The sequence below is a fragment of the Microbacterium sp. Ag1 genome, assembly GCF_001005635.1.
Lineage (GTDB): Bacteria > Actinomycetota > Actinomycetes > Actinomycetales > Microbacteriaceae > Microbacterium > Microbacterium oxydans.
The window spans coordinates 1-16,606 of sequence record NZ_LBCR01000022.1 but is presented as its reverse complement, the minus strand read 5'-3'; the positions used below and the strand labels follow the sequence as shown (position 1 = coordinate 16,606).

Annotated in this window: 16 protein-coding genes; 12 read left to right on the top strand and 4 right to left on the bottom strand. The window is 68.8% G+C overall.

The features are described 5' to 3' along the window. Positions 1-67 precede the first annotated feature (67 nt). Positions 68-2,188 (top strand): APC family permease, encoded by a 2,121-nt coding sequence (locus tag AAY78_RS02450; RefSeq protein ID WP_218867851.1) that lies wholly within the window; start codon positions 68-70, stop codon positions 2,186-2,188. A 31-nt stretch (positions 2,189-2,219) separates the two neighbouring features. Then, positions 2,220-2,348, top strand: a complete 129-nt coding sequence (locus tag AAY78_RS20150; RefSeq protein WP_269430542.1) for a hypothetical protein — start codon at positions 2,220-2,222, stop codon at positions 2,346-2,348. A 6-nt stretch (positions 2,349-2,354) separates the two neighbouring features. Here AAY78_RS20150 and AAY78_RS02445 read toward each other — a convergent pair whose 3' ends face one another. Then, positions 2,355-3,761, bottom strand: coding sequence for an aminotransferase-like domain-containing protein (locus tag AAY78_RS02445; protein WP_046746780.1), 1,407 nt, complete (start codon positions 3,759-3,761; stop codon positions 2,355-2,357). Between AAY78_RS02445 and AAY78_RS02440 the strand changes: the two genes are divergently transcribed. Both AAY78_RS02440 and AAY78_RS02435 read left to right on the top strand, forming a co-directional pair. Continuing rightward, entirely contained in the window at positions 3,760-4,737 is a 978-nt protein-coding gene (locus AAY78_RS02440) for a DMT family transporter (protein ID WP_046746779.1), read from the top strand. The genes AAY78_RS02445 and AAY78_RS02440 overlap by 2 nt on opposite strands. Next, positions 4,737-5,345 carry an FMN-binding negative transcriptional regulator gene (locus AAY78_RS02435; RefSeq protein WP_046746778.1) on the top strand — a complete coding sequence of 203 codons (609 nt, stop codon included), beginning with the start codon at positions 4,737-4,739 and terminating at the stop codon, positions 5,343-5,345. The genes AAY78_RS02440 and AAY78_RS02435 overlap by 1 nt, the downstream gene beginning before the upstream one ends. Positions 5,346-5,418: 73 nt before the next feature. Here the strand turns inward: AAY78_RS02435 and AAY78_RS02430 are convergent, their stop codons facing one another. Further along, positions 5,419-6,582: an SLC13 family permease gene (locus AAY78_RS02430; RefSeq protein ID WP_046746777.1), complete on the bottom strand. Its 1,164-nt coding sequence runs from the start codon at positions 6,580-6,582 to the stop codon at positions 5,419-5,421. Between the two features lie 206 nt (positions 6,583-6,788). Between AAY78_RS02430 and AAY78_RS02425 the strand changes: the two genes are divergently transcribed. The 7 genes from AAY78_RS02425 to AAY78_RS02395 are packed head-to-tail and all read left to right on the top strand — an operon-like array spanning position 6,789 to position 14,843. Beyond that, complete coding sequence (locus AAY78_RS02425) at positions 6,789-6,878, top strand: potassium-transporting ATPase subunit F (protein WP_017201862.1); 90 nt, start codon at positions 6,789-6,791, stop codon at positions 6,876-6,878. Then, positions 6,878-8,557 (top strand): potassium-transporting ATPase subunit KdpA, encoded by a 1,680-nt coding sequence (kdpA, locus tag AAY78_RS02420; RefSeq protein WP_046746776.1) that lies wholly within the window; start codon positions 6,878-6,880, stop codon positions 8,555-8,557. The genes AAY78_RS02425 and kdpA overlap by 1 nt, the downstream gene beginning before the upstream one ends. Positions 8,558-8,559: 2 nt before the next feature. Continuing rightward, a complete protein-coding gene (kdpB, locus tag AAY78_RS02415) occupies positions 8,560-10,710 on the top strand; it encodes a potassium-transporting ATPase subunit KdpB (protein WP_046746775.1) in 2,151 nt (716 codons plus the stop codon). 27 nt (positions 10,711-10,737) lie between these two features. Next, the gene (kdpC, locus tag AAY78_RS02410; RefSeq protein ID WP_046746774.1) at positions 10,738-11,340 is read left to right on the top strand and encodes a K(+)-transporting ATPase subunit C; all 603 of its coding nucleotides are present in this window, start codon (positions 10,738-10,740) and stop codon (positions 11,338-11,340) included. Beyond that, positions 11,337-13,895: an ATP-binding protein gene (locus tag AAY78_RS02405; RefSeq protein WP_046746773.1), complete on the top strand. Its 2,559-nt coding sequence runs from the start codon at positions 11,337-11,339 to the stop codon at positions 13,893-13,895. The genes kdpC and AAY78_RS02405 overlap by 4 nt, the downstream gene beginning before the upstream one ends. Beyond that, on the top strand, positions 13,892-14,563 hold the full coding sequence (locus AAY78_RS02400) for a response regulator (protein WP_046746772.1): 672 nt from the start codon (positions 13,892-13,894) through the stop codon (positions 14,561-14,563). Before AAY78_RS02405 ends, AAY78_RS02400 begins: the two co-directional genes overlap by 4 nt. A 22-nt stretch (positions 14,564-14,585) precedes the next feature. Continuing rightward, the gene (locus AAY78_RS02395) at positions 14,586-14,843 is read left to right on the top strand and encodes a hypothetical protein (RefSeq protein ID WP_046746771.1); all 258 of its coding nucleotides are present in this window, start codon (positions 14,586-14,588) and stop codon (positions 14,841-14,843) included. A gap of 149 nt (positions 14,844-14,992) precedes the next feature. Here the strand turns inward: AAY78_RS02395 and AAY78_RS02390 are convergent, their stop codons facing one another. Both AAY78_RS02390 and AAY78_RS02385 read right to left on the bottom strand, forming a co-directional pair. Then, complete coding sequence (locus AAY78_RS02390; protein WP_197077663.1) at positions 14,993-15,196, bottom strand: DUF2087 domain-containing protein; 204 nt, start codon at positions 15,194-15,196, stop codon at positions 14,993-14,995. 178 nt (positions 15,197-15,374) lie between these two features. Next, on the bottom strand, positions 15,375-15,542 hold the full coding sequence (locus AAY78_RS02385; RefSeq protein ID WP_156172600.1) for a hypothetical protein: 168 nt from the start codon (positions 15,540-15,542) through the stop codon (positions 15,375-15,377). A 254-nt stretch (positions 15,543-15,796) separates the two neighbouring features. Between AAY78_RS02385 and AAY78_RS02380 the strand changes: the two genes are divergently transcribed. Further along, positions 15,797-16,591 (top strand): hypothetical protein, encoded by a 795-nt coding sequence (locus tag AAY78_RS02380; protein ID WP_156172599.1) that lies wholly within the window; start codon positions 15,797-15,799, stop codon positions 16,589-16,591. The last annotated feature ends 15 nt before the right edge of the window (positions 16,592-16,606 follow it).

Sequence of the window (16,606 nt, the reverse complement as noted above, 5' to 3'; positions counted from 1 at the left end):
TTGCGCGTAAGGATTCCGTGAGGACCGCGCCATCCCACCGTAGGGATTCCGTGAGGATGGCGTGAGGATGCCATCAGGAGGCGTAGTGTCGCCGGACGTGTCAGACGAAAACAGGGAGGGCGCGGAAGCACCGCCGCGCGCCAAACGCATCCTCATCGGCGAACCGCTGACGAGCCAGCAGGTCGACGACCAGCTGCTCCCGAAGCGGATGGCTCTGCCGATCTTCGCGTCCGACGCCCTCAGCTCTGTGGCTTACGCCCCGCAGGAGCTCGTGATGATCCTGCTGATCGGCGGGCTCACCTTCCTGTCGTTCACGCCGCTCGTCGCGGGCGCCGTCGTGGTGCTGCTGGTCGTGGTCGTGCTCAGCTACCGCCAGCTCATCAAGGCCTACCCGTCGGGCGGCGGTGACTACGAGGTCGCGTCGAAGAACCTCGGCGAGATCCCCGGCGTGATCGTTGCTGCGGCCCTCCTGGTCGACTACGTGCTGACCGTGGCCGTGTCGGTCGCCTCCGGTGTCGACAACATCATCTCGGCGGTGCCCGGTCTCGACCCGTTCCGCGTGGAACTCGCCGTCGGCTTCGTGATCCTCATCATCGTGGTGAACCTGCGTGGCGTGCGCGAGGCGTCTCTGGTCTTCGCGATCCCGACGTACGTGTTCATCGGGTCGGTCGGCATCATGATCGTCACCGGCCTCATCCGCACCTTCCTCGGCGATGCCCCCGTGGCCTCGAGCCACGATTTCAGCGTGCAGGCGGAGAGCCTCGGCCAGGCGGCCGTGATCCTGCTGATCCTGCGCGCGTTCTCGAGCGGATGCTCGGCCCTCACCGGTGTCGAGGCCGTCTCGAACGGGGTGCCCGCCTTCCGCGCCCCGAAGATCCGCAACGCCCAGTCGACCCTCGTGCTGATGGGCAGCATCGCCGCGTGCCTGTTCGCCGGTCTGACCGCGCTCGCCCTCATCACGGGTGTGCACTACGCCGAGAACCCGTGCGACCTGGTCGGCTTCGACTGCACGAACCCGCAGCCGAGCCTCATGGCGCAGATCGCCGCCGCGACGTTCGGCGGAGGCAGCATCCCCTTCTTCATCATCCAGGCCGCCACCGCGTGCGTGCTGCTGCTCGCGGCGAACACCGCGTTCAACGGCTTCCCGCTGCTGGGGGCCGTGCTCGCGCGTGACGGCTACGCGCCCAAGTCGCTCAACACCCGCGGCGACCGCCTGGTGTTCTCGAACGGCATGATCCTGCTCGGCATCGGCGCCATCGTGGTGCTCCTGGTGTTCCAGGCGAAGCTGACCACGCTGATCCAGCTGTACATCATCGGGGTGTTCGTGTCGTTCTCGCTCGGCCAGATCGGCATGGTGCGGCACTGGCGACGCGTGCTGCGCGGGCCGACGGAGGACAAGGCCGGCCCGGGGATCGACGGCGCATCGGCCGCGGACCGCCGCTCGGCGAAGGTCGGGCTCATCATCAACTCCACCGGTGCCGTGATGACCGTGCTGGTGCTCGTCATCGTGACGATCACCAAGTTCACGCACGGCGCGTATCTGGTGTTCTTCGCGATCCCGATCCTCGCCTTCCTGATGCTGGGCGTGAAGCGGTACTACCGCGATGTCGAACACGAGATCGCGATCGACGACACCACGAAGTTCGGCGCGACCGGCGACCTGGCGATCGTGCTCGTCAACCGTCTGCAGAAGCCCGTCGTGAAGGCCATCGACTACGCGATCGCGGCGAAGCACGGCAAGACCCTCGCGGTGCACGTGGCCGTGGCCTCCGACGACGCGGCGCAACTGCAGAAGGACTGGGCCGACCATCTGGTGCCGATCCCGCTCGTGATCGTCGAGTCGCCGTATCGCTCGTTCGCGCAGCCGGTGACGCAGTTCATCAAGCAGTACCGCGAGAAGCACGGCTCGTCCGTCGTGACCGTGTACCTGCCGCAGTACATCGTGGGCCACTGGTGGGAGTCGTTCCTGCACAACCGTCGCGCCCGCCGGCTCGCCAACCAGCTCATGCTCGTGCACGGGGTGTCGATCACGCTGGTCCCGTGGCTGCTCGACTCGTCGGAGCTCATCTACGGTCGCCGCTCCCGTCCGCTGCCCGGTCAGGAGCGCGGCGGTCGCCCGGTGGTCGTCAGCGGTCGGCGTGCACATCGTCCCGCTGGTCCGCCCCAGGACGGCGTGCCCGAAGCGTGAACTCTTCGGGGCGGATCGCGCAATACAGAGTATGAGCACTCTCGACGACGCGATCTTCCGCCTGGCCCTCGACCCTGCCGCGGTCTCGCTACCGAAGACGACCTCGGTGGATCTCACCTGGCTCTGGGCCGACCTCGGCGCGAAGCCCGAACAGCGCTGAACGCCCTCAGGCTCCGTCGAGCACGGCACCCAGGATGACGGCGGCCTCGGAGAAGCGGGCAGGGTCGGCGTTGGCGTAGTTGAGTCGCACGTAGGAACCGGACGGTTCGGCCGGGAACCACTCCGACCCCGGCGCGATGATGAGCCCGCGCACCTCGCACTCGCGCACGACCTGCACGACGTCCGTCCCGTCGGGCAGCCGTACCCACAGGTTGAGGCCGCCCGCCGGAACGCCCTCGACGTGCGCGGAGGGTGCGTGCGTCGCCAGGCTCGCGAGCAGCAGGTCGCGGCGCGCGCGCAGGTGCTCCCGGAATCCGCGGAGGTGCGTGCGCCACGCGGGCTGGGTGACCACGTCGAGCGCGGCGGCCTGCAGCAACCCGCTCACGTACATGGACTCGGCCGCCCGATCGGCGAGGATGCGATCCCGTGCCGGGCCGCGCGCGATCACGGCGGCGACGCGCAGGGCGGGCGAGGCGCTCTTGGTGAGCGAGCGCAGGTAGACCACGTGGCCGTCGTCGTCGGACGCGACGATCGGACGCGGGTCGGCATCGATCCCCAGGTCGTGCGCCCAGTCGTCTTCGATCAGGAAGGCTCCGTGGCGGCGGACCGTCTCGAGCACGGCCTCCCGCGTGGCAAGCGGCCACTGCGCCCCGGTCGGATTCGCGAACGTCGGCTGCGCGTAGAACGCCCGAGCCCCGGTCTGCGCGAACGCCCGCTCGATGTCGTCGGGATCGGGGCCGTGCGCGCCGGAGGGGATCGGCACCAGCGTCACACCGGCCTGCGCCGCGGCGAGCAGCGCGCCCCAGTACGTCGGCGACTCGATCAGCAGCGGTTGCCCGACGCCCACGACCGCGCGGAAGATCGAGCTGAGCCCGCTCTGGCTTCCCGAGATGATGAGCGCGTCCCGCGCGGAGGCCGGGGTGATGCCGACGGGAGCGGCGGATGCGAGCTCGCCGGCGAACCAGGCCTGCAGCTCCGGAAGACCCGCAGCGGGGGAACGGGTCAGTGCCGCGTCCGAGCGAGCCGCGCGCACGAGCGCCTGCCGCACGAGCCGCTCCGGCAACAGGTCGACCGCGGGATAGCCCGAGTGCATACCGATCGCGTCGGGGGCGACAGTGCGCTGCGTCGACGACAGGCCGATGAGGCCCGTGGGCGCCGTGCCGAGGGCAGCCGTCTGCCAGCCGTAGTCGACCGAGCGGGCACGCGGCACGGCACGAACGAACGTCCCCGCTCCGGGTCGCGACTCGACCAGGCCGAGTCGGACGAGCTGCTGCATCGCCTTCTGCACCGTCACCGGGCTCGCCCCGTACTCGGCCATGAGGGCCCGGTTCGATGGCACCCGTGCACCGGGCGACGCCGAGGCGATCCACGCGCGCACCCCGGCGACGATGCGGTCACTGCTATCCTGACTCATGAAAGTAGACAGTAGCGTTATCGCCTCGCGATCGACAGTGCTATCGACGCGCGCCGGCCTGTGGTGGGGGCTCCTGGGCGTTCTCGCCTTCTCCTTCACCCTCCCGTTCACGCGCATCGCGATCGGCGGGCTCACGCCGCTCTTCATCGGATCCGGCCGCGCGGTCATCGCCGCCCTCCTCGCCGGGATCGCCCTGGCCGCGACCCGCCAGCGGACACCGACCGGACGGCAATGGGCACGCCTCGCGATCGTCGCCGGCGGAGTGGTGGCCGGGTTCCCCCTGCTCACCTCCTTCGCGATGACCACGACCCCCGCCAGCCACGGCGCCGTCGTGATCGGCCTGCTTCCCGCCGCGACCGCGGTCGCCGTGGTGCTCCGCACCGGGGAACGCCCCGCCCGATCCTTCTGGGTGTTCGCGCTCCTCGGCGCCGTCGCCGCGGTCGCCTTCGCCGCACTGCAGAACGGCGGGCTCGGCTCCCTCACCGGAGCAGACCTGCTGCTGTTCGGTGCCGTCGTCGCCGCGGCGATCGGATACGCGGAGGGAGGACTGCTCGCCCGCGAGCTCGGCTCCTGGCAGACCATCTCCTGGGCGTTGATCGTCGCTGCTCCGCTGATGGCCGTGCTGACCGTGGTGGCAGCGGTCCAGCAGCCTCCTGCAGCGACCCCCGTGCAGTGGCTGGCGTTCACGTACCTCGCTGCGGTGAGCATGTTCCTCGGCTTCTTCGCCTGGTATCGCGGTCTCGCGATCGGGCCGATGGCACAGGTGAGCCAGATCCAGCTCGTCCAACCCGTGATGAGCATCGCCTGGGCTGCACTCCTGCTGCACGAGCCGATCGGCTGGGCCACCGCGGTCGGCGGATTCACCGTGATCGCGTGCGCCGCGCTCGCGGTGCGCACCCGCCTGGCCAACCACCGGACAACCAGCCGCCCGACAACCACCCGCCGCACACCCACGCCCCACACGAAGGAGTCCTGATGCGTCACACACCCCGCTACCTGATGACCGACCCCGTCGAGGTGAAGCGCCTGATCCGCGGCAACCCCTGGGCGACGTTCGTCTCCCCGACGACCACGGGACTCATCGCCTCGCACTACCCCGCGCTGCTGGTCGAGGACGAGGACGACATCGTGATAGCGAGCCACTTCGGACGGCCGGATGAGCAACTCCACGAACTCGGTCGGCACGAGATACTCGTGATCATCCAGGGACCGCATGACTACGTGTCGCCGAGCCTCTACGCGCCCGGCGACCTGGTGCCGACCTGGAACCACGTCACCGCGCACCTCTACGGCATCCCCGAGATCCTCAGCGAGGAGGAGAACTACGCCATGCTCACGCGGCTGACCGACCACTTCGAGGACCACCGGGCGCACGGCCGCCACCTGTCGGAAGACGAGGAGGGCACACGACGAGCGGCGAAGGGGACGGTCGGTCTGCGGATGCGCGTCGCCCGGTTCGACGCCCGCGCCAAACTCAGCCAGAACAAGTCACCTGAGGTGCGAGAGCGCATCACCGCGCAGTTCACCGAGACCAACGCGGCCCTCGCAGCCGAGATGCGTCGGGTCGGCGAGGCTCCCCGCTGACCGGGTCGTGACACTAGTCACCCCAGCCGGTGGCACGATGTCGACCCTGAGCCTGACGCGGCAGGTGAGCGGGCTAGCCCGCGACCAGCATCAGCACGAGCACAGCGGCGAGCACGGTCGGGACGGCGGCCACCACGCCCCACAGCATGAAGCGGCTCCACCGGATCGTCACGCCCAGCGCGACGATCCGGTTGTGCCAGAGCAGCGTCGCGAGCGATGCCCACGGGGTGATGAGCGGGCCGATGTTCACGCCGATCAGCAGGGCCATCAGGGCGACGGGATCACCGGCGGCAGGCTCGAGCACGAGGTACGCCGGGAGGTTGTTGATCGCGTTGGCGCTCACGGCCCCGAGCGCGGCCAGCCGGAACAGGTCGCCGGGAGAGTCGCCGCTCGCGGTGGGCGAGGTCAGGAAGTCGAGCAGCCCCTGCGCGTGCGCGGCCTCGACCAGCACGAACAGCGACGCGGCGAGCGCGATCGCCTGCCACGGGACGAGCGAGAGCCGCAGGGCGCGGCGTCGACGGACGGCGAAAAGCACGATCAACGCGAGAGCCGCGACCGTGGCCGGGATCCACACGTCGTGGGTGAGCGCGAGCAGCGGCATCAGCACGAGGAGGATGCCGGTGGCGCTCCAGAACAGCGTCGGATCGGCCGGCCGCCGCGGCACGGGCGTCTCATACGCACCGAAGACCGTGCGCCGATGCAGCACGGTGAGGATCGCGACCGGCACCAGGATCCCCACGAGCGTGGGCGCCCAGCTCAGCGCGATGAAGGCCCCGGGTCCGTCGCCGATAGCGGGGGCGGCGAGCAGGTTCGTGAGGTTCGACACCGGCAGCGCGAGGGATGCCGTGTTGGCGAGCCAGACGGTGGCCAGGGCGAACGGCAGCGGGGAGACGCCGATGCTCTGCGCCAGCACGACGACCACCGGGGTGACGATCACGGCGGTCGTGTCGAGCGAGAGGAACACGGTGCTCACCACGGCGAGCACGACCACCAGCGCCCACAGCACCGCGACGCGGCCCCGCCCCCAGCGCGCGAGACGCTGGGAGACGACGTCGAACACCGCCGCGTCACGGGCGAGTTCGGCGACGATCGTGATCGCGACGACGAACCCCAGGACGGGCGCGATCCGCTCGCCGAGCGCCCCGGCATCGGTGCGCGGCAGGAACCCCGTGAGCACGCACACGAGCGCCGCGACGACGAGGGCGGCGACGATCCACGTCCCGGTCCCGATGCGCATCCTTCTGATTCCCACCTCGTGAGCATAGGGCCCAACCGTGAGCAACCCGCATGCATCGGGCCGGAGGGCGTAGGGGAAGCGTGAGGATCGCGGCGGTGGGGGCCGTGCGGGAGTTGTATCGGATCCGTGCTCGACATCATCTACATCGCGCTGACTCTCGCGCTGTTCGCCCTCGTCTCCCTTGCGGCCAAGGGGGTGGAGCGACTGTGATCGTCTTCGAGATCCTCGCGGCCGCCCTCGCGGTCGCCGCCGTCGTCTACCTCGTGGTGGCGCTCGTCGCCCCGGAGAGGTTCTGATGGACGCGACGATCTGGTTCGGCATCCTGCAGGTCGCGGCCGTCGTGGTCGTGCTCGTGCTCCTCTACCGCCCCCTCGGCGACTACATCGCCCACGTCTACACCTCGGCACGCGACCTGCGGGTCGAGCGCGGCGTCTACCGGCTGATCGGGGTCGACTCGTCGTCCGAGCAGACGTGGCGCGCGTATGCCCGCAGCGTGATCGCCTTCTCCGTGGTCGGGGTTCTCCTCGTCTACGGTCTCCAGCGCCTGCAGGCCTTCCTCCCCCAGGCGCTCGGGCTCCCTGCCGTACCCGAGGGGCTCTCCTTCAACACCGCCGCCTCGTTCGTGGCCAACACCAACTGGCAGTCGTACTCCCCCGAGCAGACGATGGGCTACACCGTGCAGCTCGCCGGTCTCACGGTGCAGAACTTCGTCTCGGCCGCGGTCGGTCTCACCATCGCGATCGCCCTCATCCGCGGTCTCGCCCGCCGGGGTTCGACCACGATCGGCAACTTCTGGGTCGATCTGATCCGCGGTCTCGGCCGCATCCTCCTCCCGATCGCCCTGATCGGCGCCGTGGCCCTGCTCGCGGGCGGCGTGATCCAGAACTTCGCCGGTTTCGCCGACGTCACCACGGTGTCGGGCGGCACGCAGACCATCCCCGGCGGCCCTGTCGCCTCGCAGGAGGCCATCAAGCTGCTCGGCACCAACGGCGGCGGCTTCTTCAACGCCAACTCCGCGCACCCGTTCGAGAACCCGACCGGCTTCACGAACCTGCTGCAGGTGCTGCTGATCCTCGTGATCCCGTTCGCACTGCCCCGCACGTTCGGCCGCATGATCGGCGATCATCGTCAGGGCTACGCGATCGCCGCGGTCATGGGCACGATCTTCCTCGTCTCGACCTTCGCCCTCTCGGCGCTCGAGCTCGCGGGCCGCGGTACGGCGCCCGAGCTCGCCGGGGCCGCGATGGAGGGCAAGGAGGTGCGCTTCGGCATCCTGGGTTCGACCCTGTTCGGCAGCGCGAGCACCCTCACCTCGACGGGCGCCGTCAACTCGATGCACGACTCGTACACGGCGCTCGGCGGCATGATGCCGATGCTGAACATGATGCTCGGCGAGATCGCTCCCGGTGGCGTCGGCTCGGGCCTGTACGGCATGCTCGTGCTCGCGATCATCGCGGTGTTCGTCGGCGGACTGCTGGTCGGGCGCACCCCGGAGTATCTCGGCAAGCGGATCGGGCCGCGGGAGATCAAGCTCGCGAGCCTGTACATCCTGGTGACGCCGACCCTGGTGCTGGTCGGCACCGCGATGAGCTTCGCGATTCCCGGTATCAGGGAGGACGTGGAGTCCACCAGCATCCTGAACCCGGGGGTGCACGGCATGAGCGAGGTGCTCTACGCCTTCACCTCGGCGTCGAACAACAACGGCTCCGCTTTCGCCGGACTCACCGCGAACACCCCGTGGTTCAACACCGCCCTCGGCATCGCGATGCTGCTCGGCCGGTTCCTGCCGATCGTGCTCGTGCTGGCCCTCGCCGGTTCGTTCGCGGCGCAGGAGCGCATCCCCGCCACCTCCGGCACCCTGCCGACGCACCGACCCCAGTTCGTCGGTCTGCTCCTCACCGTGACGGTCGTCGTCACCGCGCTCACCTACTTCCCTGTGCTCGCACTGGGCCCGCTCGCTGAAGGACTCGTCTGACCATGACCCTCATCACCACCCCCGCGGAATCCTCCTCCGAACAACAGGATGCTGCGGCATCCGCCCCCACCGCACCGCGCTCCTTCGGCTGGTCGCAGCTCGTGCAGGCCCTTCCCGGCGCCGTGCGCAAGCTCAACCCGACGGCCTTGGTCCGCAACCCGGTCATGCTCCTGGTCTGGGTCGGCGCCGCGTTCACGACGGTGCTCGCGATCGCCGAGCCGTTCGTGGGCGGCCCGGCGGACTCCGGCGGCACCCCGGTGCCCGCGCCCTTCACCTGGGGAATCGCCATCTGGCTGTGGCTGACGGTGCTGTTCGCGAACGTCGCCGAGTCTGTCGCCGAGGGCCGCGGCAAGGCGCAGGCCGCGAGCCTGCGCAAGACCCGCACCAGCACGATGGCCCGGCGCGTGGTCGGCTACGACGGCACGGCGGATGCCGCGGCCGAGCACGCAGCGACCGCCCAGGTCTCGTCGGCCGAGCTGCAGCGCGACGACATCGTGATCGTCACGGCGGGCGAGCTGATCCCCGGCGACGGCGACATCGTCTCGGGCATCGCCACCGTCGACGAGTCGGCGATCACGGGCGAGAGCGCTCCGGTGATCCGAGAGTCCGGTGGCGACCGCAGTGCGGTGACCGGTGGCACCCGGGTGCTGTCGGACCGGATCGTGGTGCGCATCACCTCGAAGCCGGGCGAGACCTTCGTCGACCGCATGATCGCGCTCGTCGAAGGTGCCAGCCGTCAGCGCACTCCCAATGAGATCGCGCTGAACATCCTGCTCGCGAGCCTGTCGATCATCTTCGTGGTCGTGGTGCTGGCCCTGAACCCGATCGCGTCGTACGCCGCCTCCCCCGTCAGCATCCCGGTGCTCATCGCCCTGCTCGTCTGCCTGATCCCGACCACCATCGGGGCGCTGCTCTCGGCCATCGGCATCGCCGGCATGGACCGGCTCGTGCAGCGCAACGTGCTCGCGATGTCCGGTCGTGCGGTCGAGGCCGCGGGAGATGTCACCACCCTGCTGCTCGACAAGACGGGCACCATCACGTACGGCAACCGCCGGGCGCACGAGGTGCTGGCTCTTCCGGGTGTCGATGCAGACGAGCTGCTGCGCGTCGCGGCGCTGTCGTCTCTTGCGGACCCCACCCCAGAGGGTGCCTCGATCGTCGAACTCGCGGCCGCGCAGGGCATCCGGGTGATCGCCCCCGATGACGCCGTTGTCGTTCCGTTCACGGCACAGACCCGTATGTCGGGCCTCGACCTGGCCGACGGCACGCAGATCCGCAAGGGTGCCGGCTCCGCTGTCCGCGCCTGGCTCGGACTCGACGGCGACGACCTCGAACTCACGAGTCGCACCGACGCCGTGGCCGAGAGCGGCGGCACTCCTCTCGTCGTCGCGGTGAAAGGCCCTGGCGCGGACGCCCGCATCCTCGGCGTCGTGCACCTCAAGGACATCGTGAAGGACGGCCTGCGCGAGCGCTTCGACGAGCTGCGGGCGATGGGCATCCGCACCGTCATGATCACGGGCGACAACCCGCTCACGGCCGCCGCCATCGCGAAGGAGGCCGGTGTCGACGACTTCCTCGCCGAGGCCACCCCCGAAGACAAGCTCGAGCTCATCCGGCGGGAGCAGGAAGGAGGACGCCTGGTCGCGATGACCGGTGACGGCACGAACGACGCCCCCGCCCTCGCGCAGGCCGATGTCGGCGTCGCGATGAACACCGGCACCTCGGCGGCGAAAGAGGCGGGCAACATGGTCGACCTCGATTCCGACCCCACCAAGCTCATCGACATCGTGCGCATCGGGAAGCAGCTGCTCATCACGCGCGGAGCGCTCACCACGTTCTCGCTCGCGAACGACATCGCCAAGTACTTCGCGATCATCCCGGCGATGTTCATGGGGGTCTTCCCCGGACTCGCGGCCCTGAACATCATGCAGCTGCACTCGCCGGCGTCCGCTGTCACCAGTGCGATCATCTTCAACGCGATCGTGATCGTGTTCCTGATCCCGCTGGCTCTGCGAGGGGTGAAGTACCGCCCGGCGAGCGCCTCGCAGATCCTGCAGCGCAACCTGCTGATCTACGGTCTCGGCGGTGTGATCGCCCCGTTCATCGGCATCAAGCTCATCGACCTCGTGATCAGCCTCATCCCGGGCTTCTGACCCCGGCTCTGAAACGGAATCCAGAACATGTCATCCACTCGCACCGCTCTCCGCACCACCGGTGTCGCCGTCCGCGCGATGCTCGTGCTCACGCTCCTGCTCGGCGTCGGTTACACACTCCTGGTCACCGGCATCGGCCAGCTCCTGCTCCCGTGGCAGGCGAACGGCTCGCCCCTCCCCGACGACAGAGGAAGCGCGCTGATCGGCCAGTCCTTCACGGATGCCGACGGGGAGGCGCTGCCGAAGTACTTCCAGTCGCGCCCCTCCGCCGCAGGTGATGGGTACGACGGCGCCGGCTCCAGCGGCAGCAACCTCGGACCCGAGAACGCCGACCTGGTCGCCGCGATCGCCGAGCGCAAGGCCGCGATCGCGGAACGCGAGGGCGTCGACCCGTCGGAGGTGCCGGCCGACGCGGTCACCTCCTCGGGCTCGGGTCTCGATCCGCACATCAGCGTGGCGTATGCGCTGCTGCAGGTGCCGCGGGTGGCCGAGGCCCGCGGGCTGTCCACGCAGGAGGTGCGCGACCTCGTGGAGTCTAGGATTCAAGGGCGGGATCTGGGATTCCTCGGCGAGGAGCGCATCAACGTCGCCGAACTCAACCTCGCGCTCGATGACCGGGAGGGCGAATGACCGCAGCACCTCTTCGTCGAGCCCAGGGCCACCAGCGCCGGGGGCGGCTCCGAGTCCTGCTCGGGGCCGCCCCCGGCGTCGGCAAGACCTACGAGATGCTCGCCGAGGGACGGCGGATGCTCGACGAGGGCCACGACGTCGTGATCGCGATCGTGGAGACGCACGAGCGCGCCGCGACACAGGCGCAGACTGCAGGGCTCCCCGAGGTTCCACGGCGAGTCGACCTGCACCGCGGAGTCGCGCTGACCGAGCTCGACGTGGACGCCGTGCTCGACCGCGCGCCCGAGATCGCCCTCGTGGACGAGCTGGCGCACACGAACGCCCCCGGCTCCCGCAACGCGAAGCGCTGGCAGGACGTGGACGAGCTGCTGGACGCCGGCATCGACGTGGTGACCACGGTCAACGTGCAGCACATCGAGTCGCTCAACGCCGTGGTCGAGAAGATCACCGGCATCGCACAGCAGGAGACGATTCCGGACGCCGTGGTCCGTGCCGCCGACGAGATCGAGGTCGTCGATCTGGCCCCGCAGACCCTGCGTGATCGCCTGTCGGCAGGACTCGTGTATCCCGCCGAGCGGATCGACGCCGCCCTGTCGAACTACTTCCGCCTCGGCAACCTCACCGCACTGCGCGAGCTGGCCCTGCTCTGGCTCGCCGACGAGGTCGACAGCGCGCTGCGCAGCTACCGTGCCGAGCAGGGCATCGAGGGCACATGGCAGGCCAGGGAGCGCGTGGTCGTCGCCCTGACCGGAGGGCCAGAGGGCGAGACCCTCCTCCGCCGTGGAGCCAGGATCGCGGCCCGCTCCGCCGGTGGGGAACTGCTCGCCGTGCACATCTCCGCGCAGGACGGTCTGCGCGACGAGACGCCCGGTGCCCTCGCCGCACAGCGCACCCTCGTGGAATCGCTCGGCGGCACCTATCACCAGGTCGTCGGCGACGACATCCCCGCCACACTCGTCGAGTTCGCACAGGGCGCCGACGCCACTCAGCTCGTGATCGGCGTCAGCAGACGCAGCCGACTGGCCGCCGCTCTCACCGGTCCCGGCATCGGCTCGGAGGTCATCCGGCGCTCCGGCGACATCGACGTGCACATCGTCACCCATGCCGCGGCGGGCGGGCGGATGGTGCTCCCGCGCATCAAGGGCGGGGCTCTGGGCTGGCGGCGGCAGCTGCTCGGCTTCGGCGTCGCCCTGGTGTTCGGTCCGATCCTGTCGTGGATCATGTACACGTATCGCAGTCCCGAGTCGATCACCGCCGAAGTGCTCGCCTACCAGCTGCTCGTGGTCGTGGTCGCCCTCATCGGCGGCATCCGTCCCGCGGTGTTCGCCGCCGTGCTCTCGGGCATCACCCTCGACTTCCTCTTCGTCGCGCCGCTCTTCACGATCACGATCGCGCACCCGCTGCACGTGCTGGCTCTCGCGCTCTACGTCGTGATCGCGATCCTGGTCAGCATCATCGTCGACCAGGCTGCCCGTCGAGCCCGCACCGCCCAACGTGCGGCCGCCGAAGCCGAGCTGCTCGCCGCCGTCGCCGGCAACGTGCTGCGCGGTGACAACGCGGTGCTCGCCCTGGTCAGCCGCACCCGAGAGGCGTTCGGCCTGAGCGGCGTGCGCCTGCTCGCACCGGATGGCGAGGTGCTGGCGAGCGACGGCGAGCCCGTGGCCGACGGACGCGCCACGACCATCCCGGTCGGAGTGGTCACCGGCGGGGGTCCCCGTGCGGTGCTCGAACTGAACGGAGAGCCGCTCGCCGGTCCCGAGCGCCGGCTGCTGGATGCGATCGTCGCCCAGCTCGCCGCCGCGATCGAGCACACCGATCTGCGGGCCACCGCCAGGGAGGCTGAGGCTCTGGCCGAGACCGATCAGGTGCGCAGCGCTCTGCTGTCGGCCGTGAGCCACGATCTGCGGCGTCCGCTCGCCTCCGCGGTCGCCGCGATCGGTGGCCTTCGCGGTGCCCACGGACTCTCGGAGTCCGACCGCGCCGAGTTGCTCGCGACCGCCGACGAGAGCCTCGCGACGCTGTCGACGCTCGTCACGGATCTGCTCGACGTGAGCCGCGTGCAGGCCGGAGTGCTGGCGGTCTCGTCGTCCCGGATGGACGCTGCCGGCATCGTGCTCGCAGCCGTCGACGAGCTGGGTCTCGGTCCGTCCGACGTCGAGCTGGCCCTCGACCCCGATCTGCCCCCGCTGCACGCCGACCCCGTGCTGCTGCTTCGCGTGCTGGTCAACGTGATCGCCAACGCCCACCGGCACGCCCCCGACGACTCACGCATCATCGTCTCCACGAGCGCTCTCGGCGACCGCGCCGAGATCCGGATCATCGACCGTGGGGAAGGCGTCTCGCCCGAGCGTCGCGACCGCATCTTCCAGCCGTTCCAACGCTTCGGCGACACCGACAACACCACGGGACTCGGTCTGGGACTCGCCCTGTCGCGCGGGTTCACCGAGGGCATGGGCGGTACCCTGACACCCGAGGACACCCCCGGCGGCGGCCTCACGATGGTCATCTCCCTGCCGCTGGCCGCAGGATCCCGCGACATGGAAGGCACGGAGTGAAGCTCCTCATCGCCGACGACGATCCGCAGATGGTCCGCGCCCTGCGGATCACCCTCGCCGCCCACGGCTATGACGTGGTGGTCGCCCCCGACGGCGCGGCCGCGATCGCCGCAGCCGCGCAGACGCATCCGGACCTCATCATGCTCGATCTGGGCATGCCCCGCCTCGACGGCATCGAGGTCATCCAGGCGCTTCGCGGATGGACCAACGTGCCCATCATCGTGGTGTCGGGACGCACGGGGTCCGCCGACAAGGTCGAGGCACTCGACGCCGGGGCCGACGACTTCGTGACCAAGCCGTTCCAGGTGGACGAGCTGCTGGCACGTCTGCGGGCGCTGTCACGACGGTCTGCTCCGGCGGGCGGCGAGTCCACGGTGGCTTTCGGCGATGTGGTGGTCGACCTCTCGACCAAGACCGTCACCCGCGGCGGCACGAGGGTGCACCTCACGCCGACCGAGTGGCGCATGCTGGAGCACCTGTCCCGGCACCCGGGCGCACTCGTCACCCGCCAGGATCTGCTCAAGGAGATCTGGGGCAGTGAGCAGGTGTCCGACTCCGGCTACCTGCGCCTGTACATGTCGCAGCTGCGCAAGAAGCTGGAGCAGGAGCCGGGTGCTCCGGTGCATCTGCTCACCGAATCGGGCATGGGCTACCGGCTCGTGCTCTGAGCCCCAGCGCCCCGGATGCGCGATGCCCGAGCAGGGGCAGGAGCAGGGCCGCGCCGTGAGCGCGCTGCGTGAGTTGGAGACGGTCGCGGCGATCGCCGAGCTCGTCGGGATCTCTGCCGCCGACGTGATCCGACTGTCCGAGCTCGCGCCGACGCCCCGACGCCGGCGCGAGCTCGCGACGAGCGGACGGCCGTTATCGACGCAAGCGACGAAGACCAATGCACCAACGACGTGCGGGCAGTCGACGAGCAGTCGGACGTCACGGCGTGAGCCTCGGTGAACGCAAGGGAGTACGCCCGGTTCTTTGCCAGAACGACACCGCTACCCCAAATCGCCAGACAATATGCCGTTCCCAGCAAAAGATCCTGACCAGCTGGATCGCCAGCACGAACTACGTGCGTAACGTCGCGGTCCACCAGGCTCGTCTCTTCAACAGAAGCTCGTCGACGCTGCGATGTCATCACTGAAACTCGCGAGTCGCTGATTCAGCTGTGGCTCTGTGAGGACCTCGCCGGCTGTGATGATCTTGCGTGCGACGAACTCGAGAAGTGCGGCTTGATCGGCGGGTCGTCGTGGGTACTGATGGATGCGGCCGGCGGCGTGCATCCACTTCGCGATATCAGGTGCACGCATCTCCATCAGTCTTGGTGACGGTAGGCATCATCGAGCTCGAACTTGGCGTCGCTCTGCGGGCGAACGGTGGTCGATGCTCTGAGTCGATCGCCAGAGCTTGGTGAGCTGCCACACGAGCACACCGACATATGCGACGGCGACGATGGGCCCCAAAAGGATCATTCCCAGCCCGATGCTTTCAATTCCGGGATGAACACCCCTCTTGCAGCGCGATCGTGACGGTGCCGATCGCCACAACGATCAGGAACACCCCGACTGCAGTGGCGAGTGAAGGGGCGGCTGTGCCGATGTACGGCATGATCCAGTTCTCGACTTCCGGTCGCGCGGCGGCGCTCACGCGATTCATCCCCGAGAGGATCTCCACGCTCGCGGCGTAGGTAAGCCACGCGAGCAATAGTGCCCCGCCTGCCAAGATCAGGATGCGCCGAATCATCTATCTGCGAGACACCTAACGAATGAGTCTCATCATCTCCGCGTGGCCTCTGGGCAACTCGTCTCTTTGTCTGTCCCCCATATGTGGGACAGACAAAGGGTGTCGACCATCAGTAGCTTTGGCTTGTCGGAGCAGACTGCTCGGACAAGAGTGACCGGAGACTCTTTATGAAGCTTTCGAAATCGTTCGGTACTGAGGCCGCGACTTCCTCCGCAGAGCCAACACGACTAAGGCGACTGGTGCGCCCCGGCTTCGCTGTCGGCGCGGTGCTGTTCTTGACGTTAGGATTTGCGACGCCATCTCTAGCGGCTGATACCCCGCCTCCCACCGAGCCGCCCGCCACGGTGGTGGTGCCGAACACCACCCCCGAGGATCAAGAGCCCGGCCAGGAGATCAGACTTGGGCACACATTGGACGACTCAACCCTCATCGGCATCACCGGCGAGGAATCGGTTCAGCCGCTGTTGCTAGATCCGGTCGACGTCTTGAACTGTCAGACCCTTAATAACGCCGATCACGTCGTGAAGCCCTACGACGTATTCTGGCCAACCTCGCACCCTGATGGGTCTCCTTGGATCGCGGCCGGAGTTTTCAACTTGAAGTGCGGCACCGCCTATACAAACGGTTGGAAGCACATCCAGGATCGCCATCAGTATTCAACATCCAGCCACCCCAACTCCTGGGAGAGTATTCGCGCTGCCGCGGCCTCCGTGGGCGGAAACCCGGTGTTTGCGTGGGACGACTATATGGATCACGCCATCCAGGACACCATCGATTACCCGATGCCGGTTCCGCGTGACATCGGAAGCAACAAGGCCTGCTTCTCCACCATCTTCCACATTTGGGTCGGAGAAACCCCGAAGTACTCCTGGTACGTCAACTCCATCATGTCGGTGAACAACAGGCTGGTTATCAGCGCATACCCCAGCGACAACGCACTGGTGTCCGACTGCGTCGACTAGCTGTGATGTCCAGGG